A 20,197-nucleotide genomic window follows, 5' to 3' on the forward strand; every position below is an offset into this window, starting at 1 on the left:
TTAGAAAATTAATAGACAAATACGTGTAACTGACCGTATACTGATCCATTTTTGAATATAGTTAAATATGCATTTCCAGCTTTATTGCCACGGACAAGTCCATTGGTATCTACTGTAAAAACAGCACTATTATCTGAATGATAAGCGAATCCTGATCCTAAATATTTGGCATCTAATTGTTTAGAACCCCCGGCTCTCACTTCAAAGGTATCGTAATAGGCTTTAATTGGACCAGGAGATATAGTTGTTTGCGCTTCATTTTTTTGAGGAGTTATCTCCTTAGCGGAAGCCATACCACTAATGGAAAAAGCTAATACAGGAATCGATAGTGCAGTAACAGCAGTCTTTTTGAAATTCATTTTAAACACTCCTTTGGTTTTTTATGGAACAAAGTAAGAATTCGAGCAAAATAACGATTATCCTTGTAAATAAATGTTAATTATTTGTGAATTAGGAAGGGGAAAATAATGAAAAAACTATTCAAATCAATCATTTTATCAGCTGCATTACTTACGGGAGCGGTGGCCGTTGCGCCGTCTGCTTCCGCTGCATGGTCAGGCTGGCAAAATGAATCCGGGTACAGCGGCCGGGTGTTTACGGATGCCGCGACGTACACGGCCGGCGCCTCAACGGTGGACTGGAAAGCCGAAAAAAAAGGATCAAGCACACTTTATTACACGGCCGGCGTATACAAGAAGCGCAGCGGCGGCAGTCTGACTGATACGAATTTAGTACAGCGGGGCAACTTCAAAACGGCAACGCCTCTGAAATCATTCAACGTGAAAACGATCCGGAATAAGACCGGAAAGGGAACCTATGTCATTCAGCTGGACTGCTACTCTGATTCCGGCAAACGGAACTACATCGGAACATTTGAATCAGCTAAATTTCAAATCAAATAAGGGGGATTCGATGGCGCTGAGAATAATATTTATGCTGATGGGGTTAGGATTCTGGTTTTATTTCCAGTACGAATACAGGCCGGACATGAAAGCAAACATCACGTTAATAGGCGCAATCATCGCATTCACGGCCGCGGCGTTTTTTCAAGATATTGATAAGTATACGGAGAAAAAGAGGTGATTATTGCTGGCTTCTAGGTTCTGTTCCCATAAGGAATAGGATATCACTAACCTTGGTCACTTCCTGAAAAAAGTGAATCTTTTTAATAATTCTCTTCGTAAGAATGTACAGAGGTGGTGTGACATTATGATAGATGTTGAAAATGAACTATTCAAGCTTTATCAGGAAGTGAGTAGGGTTAAGAAATTTAAATACTTTTATATTGATTCACCCTTTTTAAAAGAAGAAGAAGAAAAAGTCCAAAAGAACAGGATTTTTGTTGTGCTAATTTGTAAATTAATATTTTATTTAATCGCTTTAATATTATGTGTTTTTGTCTTATATCATTACCTTCAGGGAAAAATGTTCTTAATTGGATTAGTAGCTAGCTCCTGTGTTTGTTTAATTATCGCCCTTTTTAGTGTAAGGAAGGCCTTAACTAAGTTTGCATTGTTATCTGGCTATAGTAAAATCTATCTTTTAAGAAGAGCAAAAATTTATGAAGCTTTTAAAGAACATCTGGAAACTCGTAAATTTAATATAAACCAAATAGAGAAGTATCTTTTACCTTATTTGAAATCAAGTAATGAAGATAGACAAGCAGGTTCTGTAACAACTTTTTTAAAAATTATCATTCCTACTATTTTTGTTTCAATGATTACCAGTTTTTTTACACTTATTATTAATAGTGCTGTTGAAGAGACATATTTTAGACAAGAAGAATTTAATCAAGCCATGTGGTTATGGGTTATATTAGGAATTAGTACAATTGTGTTGGGATCTATGGTTTTTACAACAATACATTCTTTTCACAACAAATCAAGTTATAATAAAAATTACAAATTACTGGAAACCCTTTTTTATAATTATCTATTAGAAAAAGGTAAGCGATCTATAAAAAAACCAAAGAGAAGATCTTAATATCTAAGTCCAAGACGGAAAGCCTGCGGACACTGATCATTGCACAGAATTACTGTGCTCTGATTGGTGTCCGTTTTTTTATTTCGCAACTATCTTGATCTTTATCGCGATTACTATCGGTGAAAGGAGTGGTGAGACATGAAACAGCCCAAAAAGAAACCATCACAGAAGCAACAGGAGCGGTCAGATCGTCTCTGGCAACAAATGATCAACAACGAATATGCAAACACTTAAACGAGGCAAGGGCGGCGCATTTAAGCGCAAATAAGGGAGAGGAATTAGAATGCAGGATTTAATCATTGAATACAAACGAGCTTTAAGAGAAACGAGAAAAATGTATCGGCTCTACAAAGATACAGCTGAAGTCAATCTGACGGCCGAACAGATTAACGACAAAAAGATTATCAGTAGCATGATCAGCGATATTGAATTCACTCTCGAATGGCTGCAGAACGGAAGACAGCCCGGCGCCCGCCGAGGTGCTGACAGAAGAGACGCATACCAAAGGACGATTCTTGCTGATCCGCGCTTAATTGATGCGCTCCCGGAAGAATACGCAATCGTTCAAGAGGCTGAGGGAGAGGTAAGTGATTGGGATAAGGAAAGAATCGCTGATGCCCTATCCGTGCTTACTGAAAGAGAAAAAGACATTTTCATGATGCATGCTGTGCAAAACATGTCATTCGAAGAAATCGCGCAGTTATTGGGGATTAAAAAAGGAACTGTGCAGAAGAACATCGAGCGTTCCCGCCTGAAAATGAAAAATAGAGCAGATCACAGCCTATTCTGTTTAGCGTGAATAGGCTCTTTGTTATTGGAGAAATAATGAAAAAAGTCCACAAAATAACTTGACGTGAGTAAAGTGATGAGGTATAATTAAAGTATAGAAAGGAGGGAAAGAAAGTGGCTGAAATCGCATTGGTACTGGGGATTATCCTCACAACTCTCACAGTTGTTGAAAAAGTCCTCATCATCAGGGAAAAGCTTAAAACAAAAAAGCCCAAAATCAAAAAACGCCAACGTCCTAGAAAGCGCAGATGATTTTGAGCCGAGGGAGAAGGTAGCGCTTCTCCCTTGCTCCAAGTATAGCAAATGCGGCGACTAAAGAAAAATACTTGAAAGCCAGCCACTTTCAAAAAAATGAAAAGTGTACAGTCCACGACCGATATTGTTGTTCTTCTCGCCCTGGCGTATATGCTGTTTTTCCGTCAGGATGTGGCAGCGGGACCGTTGAAAACGGCTCTCGACATTAGCCTGATCATTTTATTTGTTGTTTCGATCATTGAGAAAGCATTTTCCCTTTACTTGAAATATCGTGAGAAAAAAGGATGATTCAAAAATGTACAAGCCTAAAGAGCGTGACGCAATCAAGAAATTCTTGAATGAAGAGATACTCAATACAAGTGAGGCGCTTGAGATATTGGGTTTCACCCGTCAGTATCTGAACCAGTTAGTAAAAAACGGGGAATTGGAGCCGATGAAAGAAATGCCTCGGGACAGGCTTTTTCTGAAAGAGGATATTTTGGATTTCCAAAAACATAGACGAAAATGAGCACCCTGTCAAAAGGGTGTTTTTTCGTCTTACGGTTGCCACCTATTTATGAAAGACACTTTCGTTCGACAAATTTCGTAAATGGTTTTTTTATGCATCCCCTTATCCGATAATGATGTTAAAGGGAGGTTGTAATATTGACCAAATATAATGAGTTTGAAGAAACTGCAAAAGAAATGGATACTCTAGCTCTATCGGGTTTTTTTGGTGAAGGTGTCCGTGAGTTAACCGCAAAACGGGACGAGATGGATATAAACGAATATTTATATCAGAGCGTAAAACTTTGGATCGATGATAAAAAATTATATGGCAGGGATTATGTAAAAAGATATATTGGTATTTTCTTAACTCTTTTTGGTGAAGCTACTAAAATTGATGCGCAAAAAACAGTAGATATACTCAGTGTTTTTTTTCACGGTACTAAAGATGATCCGGGTCTAGAATCATATTCTTCTTATAATGAATTTGCGATTTTATTCACTGGCACAAAAAATAAACTAGCCCAATTCAAAAATAATAATCTTAGTTATGTAGAAAAAAAAGGACTTGCTTCTGACATTGTGAATGTTTATTCAAAAGGAATAGAGATGATTGGTAAGTTTTTAACATACTGCATTGCTATATATAAATTATCTCAGAACAAAAAATACAATCTATATCAAATTCATAAAATGACTCTGCATAAAAAAATTGAAGAAGTTGAAGGTCATAGACACCTTAAAAACATCACAACTTTAATTAATAGATTTGTCAGAAACTCAGATGCGCATTTGAGTATAGTATTCAAACCTGACTTAAATAAGTTTGTATACAAAAAAAATTCAAACGGAAAGGTGGAAACAGAGTTTATTAACATGGATGAAGTTATTCTTCAATTATTCCCCTCAGTTGGATGGGTAACACAAGCATTTATATTATCGAACAACCTTTTATTGTTATTCCATAATGATAAAGCGAAATTTGATCAACTTGCAAAGGAAATAGACGCGATTTAATAAAGAAAAGCCTCCTTCGGGATGCTTTTTTATATTCTCTGTAAACTGATTCCGGTAAATCTCAGAAAAACAATTGGCGGTTAACGGTCTGAGTGCGGCGTCGGTTTAGAGAGAATATCTTTTCCAAAACAAACACGAATCAGAAGGGGGCGGCGGTGAATGTAGATGACTGAAAAGCACATTCAGGCGTATAAGGATTACGCCAAAGGCATGAAATACAAGGACCTTGCCGAAAAATACGGGGTGTCAGTGAACACCATCAAATCGTGGAAGCAGCGGCATGGTTGGGAAAGGAAAAAGGGTGCACCCACCGAAAAAAGTGTGCACACAAAAATAGGCGGGCAACCCGGCAACAAAAACGCATTAGGAAATAGCGGCGGGGCGGCTCCGGCAAGAAATCAAAATGCTGTATCACATGGGTTCTTCTCAAAGTATCTGCCGGAAGAAACGCTGTCCATTATGGAAGAGATTCAGGAGCGTTCCCCTGCTGATATGATATGGGATCAGATTCAGATCCAATACGCAGCTATTATTCGGGCGCAGCGTATCATGTTCGTTTCTGATAAGGAAGAAATGATCAAAGAGCTGAAAAAGAAAAGGTCCCTTATATCTGAGGTCAGCGAAATTGAAGAGGAAGAGTATGAATTTCAATTTGCGTGGGATCGTCACGCTACATTCCTGAACGCTCAATCTCGGGCAATGGGTGAGCTCCGGAGTCTGATCAAGCAGTTTGACCAGCTGGCGCATGAGCAAGATGAGCGGCGCCTTAAATTGGAACAAATGCGCTTGAATATCGAGAAGACCAAGAAGGCTATTAACGGCGGCGACGAAAACACCAAAGAAAATGAGATTGCTACAATGTTGAGAAAAATGGTGAATGCCGATGGAGCTGAATAAAAAACAAAAGGAAGTGTGGGACAGCTTTATAAAAGAGCAGCCCAAAATTCTAATTTGTAGCGGCGCAAAGAGGGCAGGAAAAACATTCGTGCTCCTTTTGGCGTTTCTTGCTCATGTCAGCAAGTATCAAAACATGGGATTGAATTTTGTTATTGGCGGGGCAAATCTGGGAACTATCAGGCGGAACGTTCTGAATGATTTAGAACAGATTCTCGGCAAGGAATTGAAACTCAATAAGTCGAGCGCCGTTGAGATATTCGGTAATCAGGTATATTGCTTTGATGGAGCAAACGCAAATTCATGGAAAAAAGCGCGGGGATTCACGTCAGCCGGCGCATTCCTGAATGAAGCAACTGCCCTGCATGACTCTTTTGTGAAAGAAGTCATCTCCCGGTGCTCTTATAAAGGCGCTGTGGTCATGATGGATACAAACCCCGAAAACCCGATGCACACCGTCAAAACCGATTACATCGACAAAGACGGGCAAATGTTGAAAAGCGGCCGGCTGAACATCCGGTCATTTCATTTCTCGCTGTTCGATAACAATTTTCTTGATCCAGAATATGTGGAGAGCATCGTGGCATCGACGCCGAGCGGCATGTTTACAGATCGGGATATATACGGTTATTGGGTGGCGCCTGAAGGGGTCATTTACAAGGATTTCAATAAGGACATTCACTATATCGGCTCCGATGAATTTGAAAACAGGCGCGTCAATTTCAAGAAGTATTTTGCGGGGGTTGACTGGGGATATGATCACCCGGGTTCTATTGTCGTAATCGGACAAGATGACCAAGGGTGTTTTTATTTGCTCGAAGAACATTGCAAGCGGCACGAAGAGATTGACTACTGGGTGAAGGTAGCGAAGGACATCAAAGAGCGGTACGGAAACATTAATTTCTACTGCGATTCCGCGCGGCCGGAACACGTTCAGCGATTCCGCAGGGAGAAACTACGTGCATTGAACGCTGATAAGGCGGTCATATCTGGTATTGAAGAAGTGGCGCGGCTGTTTAAGCGAAACGAATTGTTCATCGTGAAAGATAAGGTCGCTCGCTTTGAAAAGGAAATTTTCATGTATGTTTGGAATCAAAAGACCGGCGATCCTGTGAAGGAATGGGACGATGTGCTGGATGCTCTCCGGTACGCTCTGTATTCGCATAATAAACCGAAAAGACGGAGAGGGGTGAGCTGATGAATCAGTTTATAGAAATGATTGAGCAGTCCGGCATAACACCTGAATTGATTGACAAGATCATTCAGGAGCATAAGCCGGATCATGACAGAATGAAAAAGCTTTATGAACGGTACGAGGCTGAAGTTCAAGGCGTTCCGATCTTATCCAGAGAAGCCATTGAATACGAGGATTTTGAAACAGGAAAATTAAAACGTATTGATCACAAAGTAAACAATAGGCTGAACAACTCGTTTGACTCTGAAATCATTGATACAAAGGTGGGCTATTTGTTCGGCCACCCTATTGCATATGAGTTTGATGAGAGCAATACGGCAAGCACTGCAATACCTGTAAAACAGTTGATCGAAAATTTCAATATGGAAAATAACATTGCTGATGAAGACAGCGAGTGGGGGAAAATGGCCTCTATTTGCGGTTACGGCGCCCGCCTCGCTTACGTTGATCGTTCTGGAAACGAGCGTATAAAAAATATTGATCCATGGGAATGCGCCTTTATTACTGATGGAAGCATCCATGAACCTACTTACGCTTTGCGATACTACACGGTGAACGGCGGAAAGATCAAAGCAGAATTCTATGATCAGAAATATGTCTATTATTTCAGTACGAAAGACAACTCAGCCTTCACTTTTGATAAAAAAACATTGCATCTTTTTGACGGCTGTCCTTTATTCGGTTTAGCCAATAACAAGGAACTAAAGGGAGACGCCGAAAAGGTCCTTTCGTTAATTGATGCGTATGACCGCACATTGTCCGATGCATCGAATGAGATTGAGCAATACCGGCTGGCATACCTGATTTTAAAAGGGCTTGGCGCTGATGAAGAGACGCTTGACCAGCTCAAAAAGACCGGAGTCCTTGAATTGTATGACGAAAAAGATGACGTAAGCTATCTGACAAAGGATATAAACGATGCCATCATAGAAAACCATCTTGATAGGTTGGAAGAGAATATCCTTCGCTTTGCAAAATCGGTCAATTTCTCCGATGAATCTTTTGGCGGGAATGTTTCAGGGGTTGCGATGAAATATAAATTGATGTCGCTTGAAAACAAATGCATCACAATGGAACGGAAGATGACTGCTGCTCTGCGTTATCAATATAAACTGATTTTTTCCGCATGGGGCACTAAAAGGCAAGCGGCGGCGGAAGATTATAAAAAAGTTTGGTTTGGATTTAAGCGAAACCTTCCGGCAAATGTACTGGAAGAAGCAAACACAACGGGACAGCTTAAAGGAATGGTAAGCGAAGAAACCCGCCTGTCTCTGCTGTCGTTTGTTGATGATGTCCAGTATGAGCTGAAGAGGATGGAAGAGGAAGAAGAGGAATACAGGCTCAACATGCCGCCATTAACGGATGTGGAAACAGACGCAGGCAGTGATGAAGATGAACCAGAATGATATTGATAAGTACCTGGACGACATGATCACTGAGGATGCTCAAAAGATTGATGTCGTTTTTGCATCTCGCTTAAAGGAGATCAATGCACAAATTGCCCGGCTGTATGCGAAATACAGCAAGGACGGCCAGCTTACTTTAGCCGATGCCAACAAATACAATCGTCTGAACAAGGAAATGGAGAGGATGGCCGAGGAATCCCACAAGGCCTTTAAAACCATTCTGACTATTGTTGAGGCATTAGCGGCCAAGCAGTTTTTAGAGAATTATATGCGTTCTGCTTATCTATTTGAAATGGAATCCGTGGTTAACTTGGGTTTTAGCATCCCGACAGCCGAAGTCATCCGACAGGCCATACTGAACCCTATAGCTGAATTGACTTTGTCAGCGATATACAGGCGGCATCGAGACGATTATGTCCGGCAAATTCAAATTTCTGTCGCGCAGGGCCTACAAGCGGGGGAGGATTATTCAAAGATCGCCCGCCGCATTGAAAGAGCAACCGAATTTGCCCGCAGGAAAGCCCGTGACGTGGCGAGAACAGAAGCCCATAGGGTACAAGTCTCGGCGAGGATGGAAAGCGCTGAAAAGGCCTCAAAACGGAGCAATCTTAAAAAGATGTGGAATGCTACTCTTGATCTTAAAACACGAGCCGGGCACAGGAAACTGGACGGGAAGACAATAGAACGCAATGGGCTCTTCAAATCAATTTACGGCGGCGTCGGACCGGCTCCGGGGCACATGAATAATGCAAAAGATGACATAAACTGCCGTTGTACAATCACGTTTAAAGTGAACGGCGTCCTACCGGATACGAGAAGGGCGAGGGAAGGCGGCAGCGGGGCAGGCCAAACAATCCCATATCAAACATATGAAGATTGGTACAAATCTATCGAGGAAAAGGGGAGCCGTTAAACAGCGGCTTTTTATTTTGTCCTGAGCATGACGTTAAAAGGCTTATTTTTCATGCACTCATAACAGGCGCGCACTGTAGAGGGCAAAGGAGGAAGAAGCGTAATGCCAACATTAGAAGATGTGAAAAAATTTCTTGAAGAAAATAAAGAGAACGAAGAAGTACAGTCGTATCTGAATGAACTTTCTGCCGTGTCTGCTGACAAGGTGAATGGGTTTTTAGATACAGAAGAAGGAAAACGTCTCATTCAGCCTCGGTTGGATTCTCATTTTACGAAAAGCCTTGATACGTGGAAGGCGAACAACCTCGATGCTCTGGTTGATGCAAAGGTAAAAGAGCTTTATCCGGAAGAAACAGAAGAGCAGAAGCGGATCAGGAAGCTCGAAAAGGAGCTGGAAGATCAAAAGACAGCGGCACAACGTGAAAAGCTTTTAAACAAAGCTGTTTCTTATGCTTCTGAAAAGCAACTGCCGGCAGATGTAGTGGAATTCTTTATCGGTGAGGATGAAGAATCAACGATGAAGAACCTCGGAGCATTCGAAGAGAAGTACAATGCTGCACTTCAAAAGGCTATTGAATCCAAGTTTCAAGAGAATGGCCGTGATGTCCAGTCCGGCAGCAACGAACCGACAAATCAAGATTTAGACATCAGCTCGCTTGCAGCTGAAGCAAGTATTAGAAAATAAGGAGGGCTATCTTTAATGCCAACATTTAATCCGAACAATGCATTAATGCAAGACTCAGTAAATGGGAAGGTTCCGACTGAACAAGGAACGCTAGTTTTAAAAGAATTTATGACGCAATCTGCTGTCACGAAACTAGCAAAATATGAAGAAATGAATAAGCCGGAGAAGGAATTCACGTACTTGGCTTCTGGACCGGGAGCTTACTGGGTTGGAGAAGGCGAGAGAATCCAAACTTCTAAGGCTCAATGGTTAACAACAAAAATGATTTCAAAGAAATTGGGTGTCATCATTCCGGTTTCAAAGGAATTTTTACGTTACACTATCGCTGATTTCTTCACACAAATGCGCCCGGCTATTGCTGAAGCCTTTGCGATCAAATTTGATCAGGCTGCGTTATTCGGTGTAGATTCACCGTTTGGAAAAGGCGTATCTGTATTTGAAAAAATCAAGGAATCTGGTAACACTATTGCGTTAAACTCACTTGGCAATCTATATGATGAGTTAAACGGGGTCACGGCTCTGGTCGAAGAGGCTGACAAAGATGTAAACGGCTTTACAACAACTCGCCGATTCCGTCAGAAACTTCGTGGTACTAAGGATGGTAACGGGCTTCCGATCTTCAACGATGCGACAGGTGGTGCCACACCGCAAGCTCTTGGCCTTCCGATCGGATATGTGGACTCTAAGTCATGGGATTACGAAAAAGCGGCATTACTTGCGGCTGACTGGAATTACACACGTTATGGAATCCCTCAAGGAATGGAATACAAAATCTCAGAGGATGCAACATTGACAACGATTGTCGATGCAGACGGAAACCCGATCAACTTGTATGAGAGAGATATGGTTGCTCTCCGTGTAACTCAGCAAGTCGGATTCATGACACTGACCGATGATGCTTTTGCTGCTATTACACCAGCAACGGAGGCGTAAGCTTATGGGGTACACATCTAAAAACTATAACACTAATAACGGCGACAAATTGGTGATCGGCGGCGAGCTCGAAATAAAAGAGGGCGCGAAGGTGACCGGGTTATCGGGTTCTGCGCCTGCTCCTAAAACTATCACTTCGGAAATGATCGGAGACGGAGAAGTGAAAAACATCAATATCGGTGATGGGTCTGTCCAAAACCGTAATATTGGCACCGGGAGCGTTCAAACAAAAAATGTGGGAGATAAGGCAGTTACTTTAGCTAAACTCGGTGACGATGTGACAGCCAAACTATCTGATTTAGAGAATCGGGTAAAAGCACTGGAAGGAGGCGGCGCGTGATATGAAAGCATCTAACGGTTCCAAAACCATTGAATGCACTGAAAAGGCTTTTGAGGTGGTTTATTCTCACATTGGGTTTAAGAGAGTGGAAGAGGCCAAACAATCTAAAGAGCCGAACGAACTGCCGGGTACAAACCTTCTTGATATGACTGAAGAGCAATTGAAAAAGGTGAATAAGGATGAAATCGTCGCCTTTCTGAAGGAGAACGAATATGAATTTGATCCCAAAGCGCCTAAAGAGGAACTGATCAAAATTGTTCTCGGTGAAGTGTAGGTGATTCTATGGATATTCAAACCGTAAAAAATATGCTTGGCATAAAAACAGACAGCCACGATACCTATCTGGCCGAGGTCCTACCTCTGTTCATAGATCAAGCGAAAGACTGGTGCAACAACTCATTCATGGTCAATGGAGATGAAAAATTACCAGCAGGGGTAAAGCTGTATGTCGCGAAAGCGATCGAGCATAACATGACTCCTTCCAACCTTTCAGGCCGAAGTATGGGAGATGTCTCATATTCTTATGAAACAGAGCTGCCAAGCAGCATTACGAAGCTTCTTGCTCCATACAGAAAGCTGAGAGTCATATGATCTATGAAGAATTCCCGCATATCGTTACGTTTCAGCGTTGGGAAGAGGTGCCGGACGGCGGCGGGGGCTATGTTGAAAAATTCACTGATTATCTCACAATAGAGGCCTTTGTCGGCGGGATTACGTCCCGGGAATATTATCAGGCTCAGCAGCTTCAGAACCCGGTTGATTGCAATGTGTATTTCCCGTATCGCAATGATATTGAGAAGACAATGCGGATCATCTACGAAAACAAGGTGCTGACTCTCAAATCAGATCCGATCGACCAGGGCGGCATGCATGAGATTATGAATTTGAAATGTCAGGTAACGGGGGTACTGAAGGGCAATGGCTGAGGTGAGCGGTAGATGGGTCAGGCAGATGCAAAGAGCCACAAGCGAGTTCAGAAGCCGGGTCATAGATGATATTAAGCAACTGGTCACAGACACGGCCGAGCTGATTTACAGCCATGCTGTTCTGAATGCTCCGACCGCCGCAATAGACGGGGGGAACCTGAAAAATTCAATTGAAATCGACTACCAAGAGGGCGGCTTACGGGTCGTTATTTCTGTTGGTGCCGATTATGCCGTATATGTGGAATACGGAACAGGGATTTACGCAGAGGAAGGCGGCGGCCGGCAAACGCCGTGGGTTTATTATGACACCAAGCTTAATAGATGGGTGGTCACCCGGGGAATGCGGGCGCAACCGTTCTGGAATCCAGCGGTGGACGAAGGCATGCGGTATTTTGCCAGTCAAATGTGATAGAAAGGAGCTGTCATCATGCGATCTGCCCTGTGGCCGTTGCAGGCTGCTCTATTTAAGAGGTTATCAACAGACGAAGAGCTGAACGGGCGCGTCACAGGCGTTTTTGATGCAGTCCCGAAAGATCAGGAAAAGCCTTATGTAACAATGGGGGATGATGATGTTTCCCCATTTAAAACCAAGACATCCAGCGGTGAAGAAATCAATGTCGTTCTACACTGCTGGTCAGGTTATAACGGAAAAAAGGAAGCGATGGAGATTCTGAGCCTCATGCTTCAAGCGTTAACAAGCAGGCCCCTAACAATAGAGGGCTTTTCTTTATGCCGTTCTGAGATGCGCAGCATGCAGGTGATCACCGATATTGACGGGTACACGCGTCACGGCATTCTCAGAATGCGCTTCACAATAAACAATTGAGAGGATGAAAGAAATGCCAGACTTATTAAACGGTAAAGATGAGATTTTCTTTGTGCAGCCAATGGATGCAAAAGATGGCGAAGGTCTATTTATTGCCTTTCAGACGGAAGGATCACACACGAAAGAACAAGATACACTAGACGAGTCTACAAAGTCAGGTCGGATCGTTGGATATGGTACGAAAAACGAAAGCTTTGAATTGACGTATTTTGCTGCCGTTACCGATCCAGGACAAGAAGCGATTGAAAAAGCATTTGACGACGAAAAAGCAATTAAAGTCTGGAAGGCGAATATCAACAAAAATGCAAATGGCAAACACCCTGCCGTTTATGGCCATGCGATCATCGAAAGTTTAGAATCAGGCTCTCCACAGGATGGCTTTGTCGAAGTATCAGTCACCTTACCGGTATTAGGAAAAACCTTTAAGGGAGAATTGCCCGCGATCCCTGATGATGTGCTGGAAACAATTAAATCATCGGCCGGCGCTAAAGGCTTTGAAGATTTCGGCACTAAAAGCACTACGCCCTAATGCGCCCCAAAATCTATCGTTCACGGCTACGGCTGACAGCGTGACCGTGAAATGGGATGCGGTAGATGGGGCAACTTCATATAAGGTATACAGGGGAGCGAGCAAGCAGCTGGACGCAACTGTCACTGGCACATCCCACACCTTGACAGGAATTGCGGCCGACACGAAACTGACGGTCAACGTCTCTGCTGTGAACGATGCTGGTGAGTCCTCAATGACTGAGATTGTTACGCAAACACAAGCAGTTACGCCCTAACGTCCCCCGCAATATAACTGCGAAAAGCGCCACTTCAAATCAGGTGAGTTTTTCATGGGATGCGGTGAAAGGGGCGACATCTTACAACATTTACAGATTTTATGCAAAAATAGCGACTGTCTCAGAGAATTCGTATACGTCGAATCCTAACCTGAAGCCGGACACCGCCTACATTTTTAACGTGTCGGCTGTGAACTCGGCCGGGGAATCGGAACGTTCGGCCAATTTTACGATACGAACAGAAAAGGAATCATAGGGTCCGGGCTTCCCGGGCTCTTTTTAACATACAAAAATAATCGGAGGTTTTATAAATGGCTTACTTAACTATCGGAGATAAAGAATACAAATCACGCTGCGACTTTGCTTTTGACAGATTGGCAAACGAAAAATACTCCACAGAGGACGAAAAGGGCAAAGGCGGCACAATGAATATCTACATGAGTCTGCTCAACGAAGAGGCTTCCTATCTTTCTGCTTTTTGGGATTGCGCACTCGCTTACTTGAAGAAAGAAAAGCCTTCAACTGAGGCTATTGAAGAAGCAATCATGAAAATCATTGATGAAGACGAGACAGGCGAGGCAATTGACAAGATGATCAATGAAGCATTCACAACACTGGACTCAGCGGGTTTTTTCAAAGGTGTGATCCGTCAGCGCTGGAAGATGATGGAGAAGATGAACAAAGGGAAGAAACCGGCTCCGAACGAAACACCGGAAATGGAAGCGAAGCGGCTGGAGGACGAAGAGAACGGCAAAGAAGTCCTGAAGATGATGAAAGAGGCGTACAAAGAGAGAACGGGATCGACTATGACCAAATAATTACGAATTCCGCACATTGGCTCGGGGTTTATGATGTGGATTTAATCATGTCATGGACTCCTAACGAGTACAAGCTTCTGCTCAAAGGGGCCAAGTTGCGAGAAATAGATGAATTGGAGCTTATGGCAAGAAACGCCATGTTTCACCGTTACGCCATGAATGAGAAGCGCCCCAAAGAAAAGAAAATGTTTGATGCGAATAAGGCCAGACGTCAATTGGAGCGCAATATCACTGGCGATAACGACAAATGGCGTAAGACAGATGTAAACGAGCTCGGCAAGCGAGCAAAAGGGGTTCAGCGGTTTAATGATGCAATCCGCAACCACTTTGCAAAATTCGGACAAGGAATGGGGTGAGGGAATGATCGAAAGACTGACAGCAATAGTTGAAGCGCAGACACGAAAATTTAATCGTAGTATGGATCGTGTCAACGATATAATGCGCCGGATGGCTGATCATCATACAGTCGAGATTGATGCCGAGATTGCCAGCTTTCAGGCAAGAGTACGGCAGGCATCGCAACAAATAGATAACTTTGTTCATCGACATGAACGCACGCGGGTTGATTTAAATGCCGATTCAGACCCTCTGACCAGAGCTGTATCAGAAGCCCGGGCAGCATTAGCTTCGTTGCGAAATAGAGTTACGACCAACATAAACGGTGATACTTCGAATTTAACAAGAGCAGTAGCAGTAGCCAGAACAGAGACAAATTCCTTGCCAAAACGTGTTTGGATACACATCGAAGCCCGAATTGATCGATTTGAAACGTCAATGAACAGGCTCGCCAAAATCACTAACTCTGTTTCAACTGTCATAGGCCATTCGATTGCTGGAGCTTTCACTTCTATTATGCCTGCTGTTTCACCAGTGCTGGCCAGTATTACCGGAGCAATCGGCTCATTGGGCCCTATGCTCGGGGTGGCAGCCGGCGGAGTTATGGGGTTAACCAGTGCGTTTGCGGCAGCGGGAACAGGCGCGGCTGCATTCGGCGCCCTTGCCATTACTTCAATAGGCGACGTATTCAAAGCATCAGAAGATCTTTCGAAGCTGCAGGAGAAGTTGGATAATGCAACGAGCGCAAAAGAGCGCGCTAAAATCATGGAGCAGATCAATAATCTTCAAAAATCTCTTGGAAAAGAAGAGAAAAAAGCGCTGGATACATTAGAAGATTTCAAAAGTAACTGGCATGATATTGCGAAGACTGTTCAAAAGCCGATTCTGCAAACCTTCACGAACTCGCTGACAACGTTCAAGGGTGTGCTGAACTCATTACGGCCAATGTTCAAATCAGTGGCGACCGGATCAGTAAGCCTTTCGAAAAGCCTTGATAATGCGTTTAAAGCGCCGGATATGAAACGTTTCATAAGCTTCATGAACAAAAATGCCGGGCAAGCGTTCGTGACGTTTGGCAAGATCGCCGGCAATGTTTTGCGGACTGTCATGAATTTAATTGTTGCGTTCGGACCATTAGGAAACAGTATGGCCGCCGGCATGGAGAAAGCAACGGCTTCCTGGGTGAAATGGTCAGCGAACTTGGGTTCTTCGAAGAAATTTCAGGCTTTCGTGGAGTATACAAAAACCAACGGTCCAAAACTGCTGCAGATCATCAGAAACTTTTCAGGCGGTCTGACAAAGCTGTTTACTGGATTCGCTCCTATGTCTCAAGACATGATGACATCACTCGTAGATCTGACCAAGCGGTTCAATGAGTGGGCTGGCAGCGTTACGAAAACAAAAGAATTTCAATCTTTCATTGACTATATCAAAACCAATGGCCCTACAGTATGGAGCACATTGGGGCAGATCGCGAAGACTATCATCAACTTGCTTGTTGGCATGGCTCCACTTGGTCAAACAATCTTGGAGAATGTAAACGGGTTTTTGAAATTTACTAATGCGGCGATGGAAGCAAACCCGGCAATCGGGAAGTTCATTGCGGCGGGCATTTCATTAATTGGAGCTTTAAGAGCTATTGTTCCGGCGATAGTAGCGGTCAGCGCTGTTACCAACGGTCTTAAAGATTTTAAAGATGCAGCTGAATATCTACGAACCTTCAAAACCACAGCTGCGGGTATAAAGCTGGCCGGCCTGATCGGCCAATTAAAATCAGCGATAGCAACTATGGGACAATTCATTGCGAAGTATACAGCGATGGCAGCAAGCGCAACAGCTAATGCTGTGAAAATGGCGGCATCGTGGACAGCCATGAAAATATCATCGTTTGTTTCTGCTCTGAAGCGCGGCATTGTTCAAATGGGCTTATGGATCAAGAATATGACTGTAATGGCTGCTCAATCAATCGCAAGTGCTGCCCGTACAGCAACCGCATGGACAGCAATGAAGATCAGCTCTTTTATCACAATGCTGACAAACGGGATTAAGCAGATGGGTCTTTTCATTGCCAAAATGACCGTGCTCGCAGCGCAATCCATAGCGCAGGCAACCCGCATGGCAGCGGCTTGGACGGCGGCGCAGATCAGCAATTTTATATCTTTGTTGGTTGCAGGGGGTAAGCAAATGGTTTTATTCGGCCGGCAACTCGTCGTGCTTGCGGCACAAGCGGCAGCACAGGCGGCACGTATGGCGGCATCATGGGTCATCGCAATGGGGCCTATCGGATGGATTACGGCGGCTGTCATCGGTCTGGTTGCTTTGATCATCGCGAATTGGGACACGGTGAAATCGGCTACAATTGCGGTATGGGGTGCTATTTCCAGTTGGTTGTCTACTGTCTGGACAGGTCTAAAGACGATAGCAACATCAACATGGAACGGACTAAAGTCGTTCTTCTCTAATGTCTGGAATGGTATTAAGAAGACTGCGACTTCAGTATGGAACGGCATTAAGAACACTATTACCTCAATTTGGTCGGGTCTTAAATCGGCGGCCGTCACAGCCTTTACGTATATGCGGGCGCAGATCGTTAACAGGATCATTGCGACGAGAGATAAAATGATCAGCATCTGGAATGCAATTAAGAGTAAAGTATCGTCCATATGGAATGCCCTGAAAAGTGCTGCAGTGACTGCTTTTACCTATATGCGCGCACAAATTGTGAATCGCATTATTGCAACCAGAGACAAAATGGTCAGTTTGTGGAACTCGATAAAAAGCAAAGTGACATCTGTCTGGAATGCTTTAAAAAGTGCAGCTGTAACAGCCTTCAACTACATGCGGGCGCAAATCGTCAATAGAATTGTAGCGACGAGAGACAGAGTAATAAGCCTCTGGAATACAGTGAAAAGCAAAGTGATGTCCATTTGGAACGGCATTAAAAGCGCAGCTTCTACAGCGTTCAGCTATATGAAAGCGCAAATCGTAAACCGTATCCAAGCAACGAAAGAACGCATTGTAAGCATTTGGAATGGCGTCATGAAGTTTTTTAAAGGCATCAACCTCAAGTCCATTGGCCGCAACATCATCCAAGGCTTAATAAATGGTATCAGCGGCATGGCGGGGGCTTTAGCGAGCAAAGTGAAATCAATGGCAAATGCTATTCCTAGCGGCATGAAAAAGCTTCTGGGAATCCATTCTCCGTCAAGGGTAATGCGTGACCAGGTCGGCTATCACGTCGGTACCGGTATGGCGGCTGGTATTGATAAATCGCAGGGTAAAGTAAAAGCGGCCGCGGCAAAAGCAGCGAAAACGGCTCAGAAGGCGGCAGAGGTAAAGGTATCCAATAAAATTAAGAATGCTGAAGTAAAGTATGACACCAAGAAAATGGGCGCCGATACGTATATCAAAACATTGCAGAAGATTCAGAAGCAAAACCAGCTTACCAGCGAGCAAAACCGAAAAATCCAGCGTGAGATATATCAGGCATCCAAAAGCGCCTCTGATAAACAGAAGAAGCTTCTGAAAGAGCAACAGCGCAAGGAAGCGAAGGCGAAGCTGGCGTATACCAAGAAAGTATCAGATCAGATTAAGAAAGCTGAGGCAAAATACGATACAGGAAAAATCAGCGGGAATACCTATATCAAAACGCTTGAGAAAATCAAGAAGAAGAACAAGCTGAATTCTGACCAGCAAATAAAGGTTCAACGGGAAATCTATCAGACTCAAAAAGCGATGGCTGATAAGGCCAGAAAGCAGAAGGAAGCCGAAAAGAAAGCGGCTGACAAACTTAACAAGGGCATTCTTTCTGCAAACAATACGTATCTCTCAAAATTCAAAAGTGTGAATGATAAACTGACTGCCGATATTAAGGCGGCCAATGATGCCTATAAAAAAGAGCTGCAAGACCGAACTGACGCGATTTATAACGCCATCGGCCTATTTGACGATGTCTCAAGTGAAAAAGTGAACGGCTCCAAGCTGACTGCGAATCTTAAAAAGCAGCTGGACAAGATCAAAACGTTCAACACTGACATTACAAAAATAGCAAGCCGGGCACCGAAGGCATTCACAGACGAATTGAAAGAAATGGGTATCGGGTCAGCTGATCAGATTAATGCGATTTCACGCATGACAGATTCCGAGTTAAATGAGTATGTCAAGCTGTGGCAGGAAAAGCATAAGCTGGCAAGCACTCAGGCGGAACAAGAATTAACCGGACTGAAGAACGAGACAACCAAGAAAATAGTTGAATTACGATCGGCTGCAAATAAAGAACTGGCACTTCTGAAAAATGACTATCTCCGCAAAATTGGGGAGCTTACAGTGGATGTGAAACAGCTCGGTTCTCTCAAGAAAAGCGGAAAAGCCATCGGGTCAAATACAATGGCCGGAATTATTTCTGGAATGCAAAACATGAAGGGCGAGCTGGCAAAAGAAGCAAATTCCATCGCCTCGACAATTGAGAAAACCATTAAGAAAAAATTGAAAATCCACTCCCCATCCAGATTGATGCGGGATCAGGTCGGGATCATGGTTCCTGCTGGTATCGCTGTGGGGATTCAGAATGGTATCGGCACTGTTCAAAAAGCTATGGGAGCCGTCAGTGATGCTATGACTATTCAGCAAGAGGATATGAATTTTGCATATGACACATCCATTTCTAGCGGTGAACTTGGCACCGTTAGAAAAGAATTGAGCGCGGACATCCGGAACCTTGAATTGCCTGACAGGATGATTGTTATTGAGATGGACAGCAAGAAGGTCGGTCAAGGAGTAGAAAAGCCTGTCACAAACGCACAAAAAAGGTCAAACGCAAGGAGGGTGAGATTCAATGATTAATTATCAGGAACTGCTGCCTAACCAATGGAAAATCACGTTTGACGGCATTGATATATCACCCTTCTTTTATGTAAAGTCCACGGGCGGCCGAGGCGTGACAGGGAGGGAAGTGAATACAGCCACTATCGGGAATCGTCCGGGAGGTTTCCTGCGGGACGCAAGAATTCCTGTAAGAGTCATAACCGTTGAGGTTCTTTTTGCCTTCCGTAGTGAAGAAGAGCTGAAGAAAAAGCAGGAGGAACTGACTTTTATTCTGCATACTGAAGAGCCTAAGCCGTTAATTTTTAACGATGAGCCTGACAGAGTCTATAATGCTGTCTTTGAAAGCATTTCAGAAGGCGAAGAACAGGGCGGCTTTCAGGCTGCAACATTGACTTTTATCTGCCCCGATCCCAAAAAATATGGACCGGCAAAGGATTTCGAATTCAATTCAGGCATTCAAACTATCACTAATCCGGGTTATGCAGCCGTAGACCCAACAATCGAATGCGTTTTTGAAGAGAAAGCCACTTCATATGAGGTGGCTCTTCTTAATGCTGATGGGTCTGTATCGAAAACGATCAAGCTGCTGTACGATTTTATCGCTGGTGACACTCTTGTAATTGATTCAGCAAAAAGAAAGGTCACTTGTAGCGGTAATTTAATCATGACAGCACTTCAAATTCAATCAGATTGGTTTCTGCTGCCGCCCAGGACGCCAGTTAAAATCAAGTTCAGTCATAAGAGCAGCATCAAATTTAATGAGGCATATTTGTAAGGAGGTCCGGTC

27 protein-coding genes and 1 pseudogene are annotated in these 20,197 nt (G+C 43.5%); 27 read left to right on the forward strand and 1 reads right to left on the reverse strand.

Translation table 11 applies throughout. The features are described from left to right. Nucleotides 1–8 precede the first annotated feature (8 nt). Nucleotides 9–359, reverse strand: a complete 351-nt coding sequence (locus ABDB98_RS06000) for an Ig-like domain-containing protein (RefSeq protein ID WP_015239610.1) — start codon at nt 357–359, stop codon at nt 9–11. A 108-nt stretch (nt 360–467) separates the two neighbouring features. Between ABDB98_RS06000 and ABDB98_RS06005 the strand changes: the two genes are divergently transcribed. From ABDB98_RS06005 to ABDB98_RS06135, 27 genes and pseudogenes are all read left to right on the forward strand, one after another. Next, complete coding sequence (locus ABDB98_RS06005; protein ID WP_015239611.1) at nt 468–902, forward strand: hypothetical protein; 435 nt, start codon at nt 468–470, stop codon at nt 900–902. 10 nt (nt 903–912) lie between these two features. After that, nucleotides 913–1,083, forward strand: coding sequence for a hypothetical protein (locus tag ABDB98_RS06010; protein ID WP_015239612.1), 171 nt, complete (start codon nt 913–915; stop codon nt 1,081–1,083). 126 nt (nt 1,084–1,209) lie between these two features. Next, nucleotides 1,210–1,983, forward strand: coding sequence for a hypothetical protein (locus ABDB98_RS06015; protein ID WP_015239613.1), 774 nt, complete (start codon nt 1,210–1,212; stop codon nt 1,981–1,983). A gap of 138 nt (nt 1,984–2,121) precedes the next feature. Continuing rightward, nucleotides 2,122–2,251 (forward strand): annotated as a pseudogene (locus tag ABDB98_RS06020) (hypothetical protein). A gap of 15 nt (nt 2,252–2,266) precedes the next feature. Then, entirely contained in the window at nt 2,267–2,782 is a 516-nt protein-coding gene (locus tag ABDB98_RS06025; protein ID WP_015239615.1) for a sigma-70 family RNA polymerase sigma factor, read from the forward strand. A gap of 104 nt (nt 2,783–2,886) precedes the next feature. Then, nucleotides 2,887–3,024: a hypothetical protein gene (locus tag ABDB98_RS06030; protein ID WP_172635560.1), complete on the forward strand. Its 138-nt coding sequence runs from the start codon at nt 2,887–2,889 to the stop codon at nt 3,022–3,024. Nucleotides 3,025–3,322: 298 nt separating this feature from the next. Further along, a complete protein-coding gene (locus ABDB98_RS06035) occupies nt 3,323–3,535 on the forward strand; it encodes a helix-turn-helix domain-containing protein (protein ID WP_115998517.1) in 213 nt (70 codons plus the stop codon). A 137-nt stretch (nt 3,536–3,672) separates the two neighbouring features. Further along, nucleotides 3,673–4,530: a hypothetical protein gene (locus ABDB98_RS06040; protein ID WP_438421633.1), complete on the forward strand. Its 858-nt coding sequence runs from the start codon at nt 3,673–3,675 to the stop codon at nt 4,528–4,530. Between the two features lie 165 nt (nt 4,531–4,695). Then, nucleotides 4,696–5,427 (forward strand): phage terminase small subunit, encoded by a 732-nt coding sequence (gene terS / locus ABDB98_RS06045; RefSeq protein WP_438421634.1) that lies wholly within the window; start codon nt 4,696–4,698, stop codon nt 5,425–5,427. Next, the gene (locus tag ABDB98_RS06050) at nt 5,414–6,622 is read left to right on the forward strand and encodes a PBSX family phage terminase large subunit (RefSeq protein ID WP_438421635.1); all 1,209 of its coding nucleotides are present in this window, start codon (nt 5,414–5,416) and stop codon (nt 6,620–6,622) included. The genes terS and ABDB98_RS06050 overlap by 14 nt, the downstream gene beginning before the upstream one ends. Further along, a complete protein-coding gene (locus ABDB98_RS06055) occupies nt 6,622–8,025 on the forward strand; it encodes a phage portal protein (protein WP_438421636.1) in 1,404 nt (467 codons plus the stop codon). The genes ABDB98_RS06050 and ABDB98_RS06055 overlap by 1 nt, the downstream gene beginning before the upstream one ends. Continuing rightward, a complete protein-coding gene (locus ABDB98_RS06060) occupies nt 8,012–8,938 on the forward strand; it encodes a phage minor head protein (RefSeq protein WP_438421637.1) in 927 nt (308 codons plus the stop codon). Before ABDB98_RS06055 ends, ABDB98_RS06060 begins: the two co-directional genes overlap by 14 nt. Before the next feature lie 102 nt (nt 8,939–9,040). Continuing rightward, nucleotides 9,041–9,622 (forward strand): DUF4355 domain-containing protein, encoded by a 582-nt coding sequence (locus ABDB98_RS06065; protein ID WP_438421638.1) that lies wholly within the window; start codon nt 9,041–9,043, stop codon nt 9,620–9,622. A gap of 15 nt (nt 9,623–9,637) precedes the next feature. Continuing rightward, nucleotides 9,638–10,555: a phage major capsid protein gene (locus tag ABDB98_RS06070; protein WP_438421639.1), complete on the forward strand. Its 918-nt coding sequence runs from the start codon at nt 9,638–9,640 to the stop codon at nt 10,553–10,555. 4 nt (nt 10,556–10,559) lie between these two features. Continuing rightward, the gene (locus ABDB98_RS06075) at nt 10,560–10,895 is read left to right on the forward strand and encodes a hypothetical protein (RefSeq protein WP_169509762.1); all 336 of its coding nucleotides are present in this window, start codon (nt 10,560–10,562) and stop codon (nt 10,893–10,895) included. 1 nt (nt 10,896) lies between these two features. Next, complete coding sequence (locus ABDB98_RS06080; protein ID WP_007408592.1) at nt 10,897–11,169, forward strand: hypothetical protein; 273 nt, start codon at nt 10,897–10,899, stop codon at nt 11,167–11,169. A gap of 8 nt (nt 11,170–11,177) precedes the next feature. Then, nucleotides 11,178–11,486, forward strand: coding sequence for a phage head-tail connector protein (locus ABDB98_RS06085; RefSeq protein WP_438421640.1), 309 nt, complete (start codon nt 11,178–11,180; stop codon nt 11,484–11,486). Continuing rightward, complete coding sequence (locus tag ABDB98_RS06090) at nt 11,483–11,821, forward strand: phage head closure protein (protein ID WP_150941144.1); 339 nt, start codon at nt 11,483–11,485, stop codon at nt 11,819–11,821. Before ABDB98_RS06085 ends, ABDB98_RS06090 begins: the two co-directional genes overlap by 4 nt. Continuing rightward, nucleotides 11,814–12,230 (forward strand): HK97-gp10 family putative phage morphogenesis protein, encoded by a 417-nt coding sequence (locus ABDB98_RS06095; protein ID WP_438421641.1) that lies wholly within the window; start codon nt 11,814–11,816, stop codon nt 12,228–12,230. The genes ABDB98_RS06090 and ABDB98_RS06095 overlap by 8 nt, the downstream gene beginning before the upstream one ends. Before the next feature lie 18 nt (nt 12,231–12,248). Beyond that, a complete protein-coding gene (locus tag ABDB98_RS06100; protein WP_218791592.1) occupies nt 12,249–12,647 on the forward strand; it encodes a DUF3168 domain-containing protein in 399 nt (132 codons plus the stop codon). Between the two features lie 13 nt (nt 12,648–12,660). Then, a complete protein-coding gene (locus ABDB98_RS06105) occupies nt 12,661–13,176 on the forward strand; it encodes a phage major tail protein, TP901-1 family (protein ID WP_438421642.1) in 516 nt (171 codons plus the stop codon). Then, nucleotides 13,100–13,432: a fibronectin type III domain-containing protein gene (locus ABDB98_RS06110; protein ID WP_438421643.1), complete on the forward strand. Its 333-nt coding sequence runs from the start codon at nt 13,100–13,102 to the stop codon at nt 13,430–13,432. The genes ABDB98_RS06105 and ABDB98_RS06110 overlap by 77 nt, the downstream gene beginning before the upstream one ends. Further along, entirely contained in the window at nt 13,401–13,688 is a 288-nt protein-coding gene (locus ABDB98_RS06115; protein ID WP_438421644.1) for a fibronectin type III domain-containing protein, read from the forward strand. Before ABDB98_RS06110 ends, ABDB98_RS06115 begins: the two co-directional genes overlap by 32 nt. A gap of 55 nt (nt 13,689–13,743) precedes the next feature. After that, the gene (locus ABDB98_RS06120) at nt 13,744–14,250 is read left to right on the forward strand and encodes a tail assembly chaperone (RefSeq protein ID WP_044802078.1); all 507 of its coding nucleotides are present in this window, start codon (nt 13,744–13,746) and stop codon (nt 14,248–14,250) included. Between the two features lie 47 nt (nt 14,251–14,297). Continuing rightward, complete coding sequence (locus tag ABDB98_RS06125; RefSeq protein ID WP_031378546.1) at nt 14,298–14,606, forward strand: hypothetical protein; 309 nt, start codon at nt 14,298–14,300, stop codon at nt 14,604–14,606. 4 nt (nt 14,607–14,610) lie between these two features. Beyond that, a complete protein-coding gene (locus tag ABDB98_RS06130) occupies nt 14,611–19,428 on the forward strand; it encodes a hypothetical protein (protein ID WP_438421645.1) in 4,818 nt (1,605 codons plus the stop codon). Further along, a complete protein-coding gene (locus tag ABDB98_RS06135; RefSeq protein ID WP_169509767.1) occupies nt 19,421–20,185 on the forward strand; it encodes a distal tail protein Dit in 765 nt (254 codons plus the stop codon). The genes ABDB98_RS06130 and ABDB98_RS06135 overlap by 8 nt, the downstream gene beginning before the upstream one ends. Nucleotides 20,186–20,197: the final 12 nt, after the last annotated feature.

It is taken from the genome of Bacillus siamensis (assembly GCF_051628075.1).
GTDB classification, from domain to species: Bacteria; Bacillota; Bacilli; order Bacillales; family Bacillaceae; genus Bacillus; species Bacillus siamensis.